We start from the raw sequence: 3,992 nt of genomic DNA, 5'->3' as shown, positions 1-3,992 counted from the left end.
CGCCGCCGCGCCGCTGCTGGTCAGTCCGTCGGGCTGGCTGGCCCGCATGGTGCGGGCGCGCTTTCCAGATTTGCCATGCAGTGTGGTGCCCAACGGCGTGGAGTCGGCGGATGGTCCCACGCAGGCAGAGGCCCGCGCCGCGCTGGGCATCGCGCCCGATGCGCGGGTGGCCATTTTCGTGGCGCACGGGGGCGAGCAGGCCATGCTCAAGGGAGGGCACCGCTGGATGGCCCTGTGGAGCGAGGTGAAGCGCGCCGTGCCCGCCGCAGTGGGGCTGATGGTGGGCGGCGACGCCGCCGGGCGCGATGGCGATCTGCTGCGCTGGCCCTACGTGGACCGCGTCATGCTGGATACCCTGCTGGCCGCGTCGGACGTGTTCGTGTATCCCACGCTGGCCGACAACCACGCTCTGGTGGTGCTGGAAGCCATGGCAGCCGGTGTGCCGGTGTGTTCGTTCCGCGTGGGCGGGCTGCCGGAACAGGTGGAGGACGGCGTTACCGGTGCCCTGGCCGACGAAGGCGATTGGGGTGGCCTGGCCGCTTCGGTGGTGGGCTTGCTGGAACGCCCCCGCCTGGCACGCACCCTGGGCCGGGCGGGACGGGATGTCTGGCGGACGCGGTTTACCGTGGACCGGATGGTGGAAGACTACCTGAAAGTCTACGCCCGGCTGTAGCCGGAGCTCTCCAGATCAGAGTTCCTGGCGCCTGCTGGCCGTTCCGGGGCAGAATCGGCGTACGGCGGCTCGCCGGGCCCAGTGAGGCCGGATGTTGTGTGGCCGCACGCATTGTCGTCCCGTTCCCGCGCGGCGTGCCGGAACGCCAGTTCACGCAACGATTCGATGGCCAGCCGCGCCGTAGCCCGGTCCCAGAGCATCCAGATGTGGCTCACGGCGGGCGAGGCGCGCAGGGTCCAGCCGGGCGTGGTCACGTGCAGCCCTTCCTGCGGCACCACCATGTTGTCGATGGGGGAATACAGGGCGACGCAGGGCACGTCGGACGGGGCCTCGGTGGCTTCCAACTCGCGGATCAGCGCCCCCCGGAAGGTCAGGCTGCGGGCTAACCGCCCCGCGCCCAGCCGGGCCAGGGTGCTGCCCTGGTGCGGCGTGCCCAGGGTCACGGCCCCGGCCACCAGTTGCTGGTTGGCCGCGTCGGCCAGCCAGCCCCGGATCAGCAATCCCCCCAGACTGTGCCCCATGAGCAGGGGGCGTTCACCCGGATGCGCGGCCCGCAGGTCGCGCACCGCCTCGTCCAGTTCGTCCACCAGCAACCCGAATTCGGTGTGCCAGCTGGAATAGCCGTGGCAGTACACCCGCGTGAATCCGGCCTCCATCAGCCAGCGGCGGTACAGGGCCCACGCCGTGACGTTGTGGTACAGGCCATGGATGAGCAGGACTGGCGGCATATCGGGACGCGGAGGGGATGTGGCAGTGCGTCCTGCGCAGGGTGCATCCGCATGATGCCAGCCTTCCGGCACGGTCCGGCGCGGAAAGGGGCAGGGGCGGCAGCGCCTTCGGAACCACGGGCCGAACGGATACAAGGCCAGCGCCAGCACCACCCCGGCCACGCTGTAGGCCACACCGCGCACCACCAGCGCGGGAGGGGGCGTGGACGCGGCGTCGCGGCGCGCGGCGCGAAAGAACAGCAGGTAGCTGATCACGGCGATTGCCAGGGCGATGCACAGGGGCACCAGCAGCAGGGACATGCACAGGCCTCGTGGGGAGGAATGCGGCGCGGGGAGGGCATGCGCCCGCCGCCGCGCCGGTTGTCTTGACGTGACCAGAGTAGCCAATTACTGTTTAGGGGACAAGCATGACCGCTCATTGCCCGGCACCGCCCGTCGCGCCCCCTTGCCGTCCCCGTGGGGCGGGCATGGGCCGGGGCGGGCGTTATGCGTACGGTCCTCATGCTCCCGGTATGACCGCCCCGTTTTCCGGAACGTCTGGCCTGTTTTTTCGCAAAGTCTGGCCAGGCTGGTCGTACCCCTTGCGGCACGAAGCCACCCGGTGTGCCGCCGGACAAGTCCATGCCGCGTTTTTTCGGCGCATTTTCCGGCCCGGTCCGCCTTGCGCCGTCCACCCCTGCCGACACGCCATCCGTCACGAGGTCTTTTCGCCCCATGCCGATGTGTTTACTTTCGCGTTGCCGTATCCCGGCCCTTTGCGCCGCAGTCCGTAACGGTTCTCAAGCCGCGTTCGCGCTGGCCGCGTCGTGCGCCCTTGTTCTTGGCCTGGCCCTGGCGTTGCCCACAACGACCCTGGCGTCCGATGACAACGCCGACAAGACCAGTGAAAAGGGCAACCTGCCCGCACCGGTGGAAGACGCCGTCACCATGTTGCTCGGCGCCGTGGGCGACCGTGGTGCCGTGCCCGGCAAGGGCCTGGATATTGCCGCGCTGAACACGCTGCTTGACTTCGCCATGCAGCCCGGCGCCGCCACCGAAAAGGCCCTGCCCGCCAAGCGCGATCCCGGCTACGGCATCTTCTATCGCAGCCAGATCAATGCCCCGCTGGAAAAGCTGCTGCGATACTGCTACGACCCGGCCATTCCGCAAGAAGCCGTGTTTCCCGCGTCCATTCGCAGCAGCCGTTGGCAGCCGGGCAGCGACATCATGAAGAACGGTCTGCGCCTGTGGGAGCGCGCCGCCGACCAGGGGCTGGCCGATGCGCCGCTGGTGCTGCACGGCGCCGAGCGCGAGGAAATCACCCCCGATACCTTCAGCGGGTGCTACTACGCCTACACCCTGAACCGCCTGCTGATTCTCACCCGGCACGAGGGGCGGGCGGTGCTGGTTTCCGTCTCGCGCCAGGCCGAACCTTCCACCGTGGGCCGCAAGGGCGCCATCGTGGGCAAGGACACCGACTGGGAATACGTCTATTCCGGCGTGCCCGGCGCCACCACGCGCGGCATCAGCTGGATGGACACCTACATGTACGATTCCGCCACCATCACCGTCTTCTTCGAGGAGCAACCCGGCGCCAGGGCCACCGGCTACGCACTGTTCAAGTGGGTGAAGGCCGGGTGGGCCAACCTGAACGTGGTGCAGCGCAAGCACATCCGTTCCGGGGCGGAGCGTTTTCTGGTCGGCTTCCGGCAGGTGCTGGAATCGGACCGGCTGCCCCCCGCCGAAACCATTGCCGCGCGCACCGGCGAGTTCGACGGCATGAACGAGGACGCCCTGCGCACGGCGCTGGCCGACTACAGCGTGCGACTGGCCGTGGTGGCCAAGGAAGATTCCATCCTCTCCCGCGACGACTTCTGGAAGATCATCAAGGATGGCGCCTACGCCACCCACCTGAGCCGTGAAGAGCTGGTGAGCGCATTGCTCAAGAACTACATGAAGGAACGGCTGGGCAAGCCCGCGCTGGGTTCGTAGCCCGGACCGTTTCCTTCACGCCTCAACGCCATGGGCGGCAACGGCAACGCGCGGCGTAACGTCGCGCGTTGCCTCGTTTCCGGCGACCGGCTATAGTGCGCCCAGCGTGCGGCGGGGTCATGGCACCCATTGCGCGCGCACCGTTTTTCTACCGCAACAGCAGGAACCGCATGTCCTCAGCCAGCGATTTTTCCTTCTCCCCTTCAGTGTGCGTCGGGAATGCGGCCACGCCGGACGATTTCGGGCCGAACGTGGCCACGCAGGACATGGCCGGGCCTGATATTGCCGAGATGCTGGCCTCCATGCCCGGCATCATCCCCGTTGACGATGCCGCCTTTGCAGCCGCCTACGAGGGTACCGGCGACGTGGACCGCGCCCGACTGAAGACCTGCATCGCCCGTCTGCATGTGCTGTACGGGGCAGCAGGGGGTGCTGGCACGGGCGACATGCGCGAGGGGCGAACCGCCACGCGCTGGCGGCAGGGCTTCACCAGTGTGGAGCATGTTTCTCCCTGCGCCTGGGCGCTGGTCTGCGTGGACGCGGCGTGGGCATCGGCCCCGTGCCTGCTGGCCGCCGTGCTGCCTGCGGTGTTCGCAGGGGTTGCCAGCGTGGCCGTGCTG

Annotated in this window: 3 protein-coding genes and 1 pseudogene; 3 read left to right on the top strand and 1 reads right to left on the bottom strand. The window is 68.5% G+C overall.

The features are described from left to right. On the top strand, nt 1–673 hold a 673-nt coding region (locus tag FVW27_RS09730; RefSeq protein WP_167124709.1), incomplete at its 5' end, for a glycosyltransferase. Here the strand turns inward: FVW27_RS09730 and FVW27_RS09725 are convergent. Next, nucleotides 658–1,701 carry an esterase/lipase family protein gene (locus tag FVW27_RS09725; protein WP_167124707.1) on the bottom strand — a complete coding sequence of 348 codons (1,044 nt, stop codon included), beginning with the start codon at nt 1,699–1,701 and terminating at the stop codon, nt 658–660. The genes FVW27_RS09730 and FVW27_RS09725 overlap by 16 nt on opposite strands. A gap of 414 nt (nt 1,702–2,115) precedes the next feature. Between FVW27_RS09725 and FVW27_RS09720 the strand changes: the two genes are divergently transcribed. Both FVW27_RS09720 and FVW27_RS09715 read left to right on the top strand, forming a co-directional pair. After that, a complete protein-coding gene (locus tag FVW27_RS09720) occupies nt 2,116–3,372 on the top strand; it encodes a hypothetical protein (RefSeq protein ID WP_167124705.1) in 1,257 nt (418 codons plus the stop codon). A gap of 170 nt (nt 3,373–3,542) precedes the next feature. After that, nucleotides 3,543–3,992: pseudogene (locus FVW27_RS09715) on the top strand (hypothetical protein); the annotation flags it as partial.

It is taken from the genome of Nitratidesulfovibrio liaohensis (assembly GCF_011682075.1).
GTDB lineage: Bacteria > Desulfobacterota > Desulfovibrionia > Desulfovibrionales > Desulfovibrionaceae > Cupidesulfovibrio > Cupidesulfovibrio liaohensis.
The sequence above is the reverse complement of the archived record's forward strand: the minus strand, read 5'-3'. Positions and strand labels throughout refer to the sequence as shown.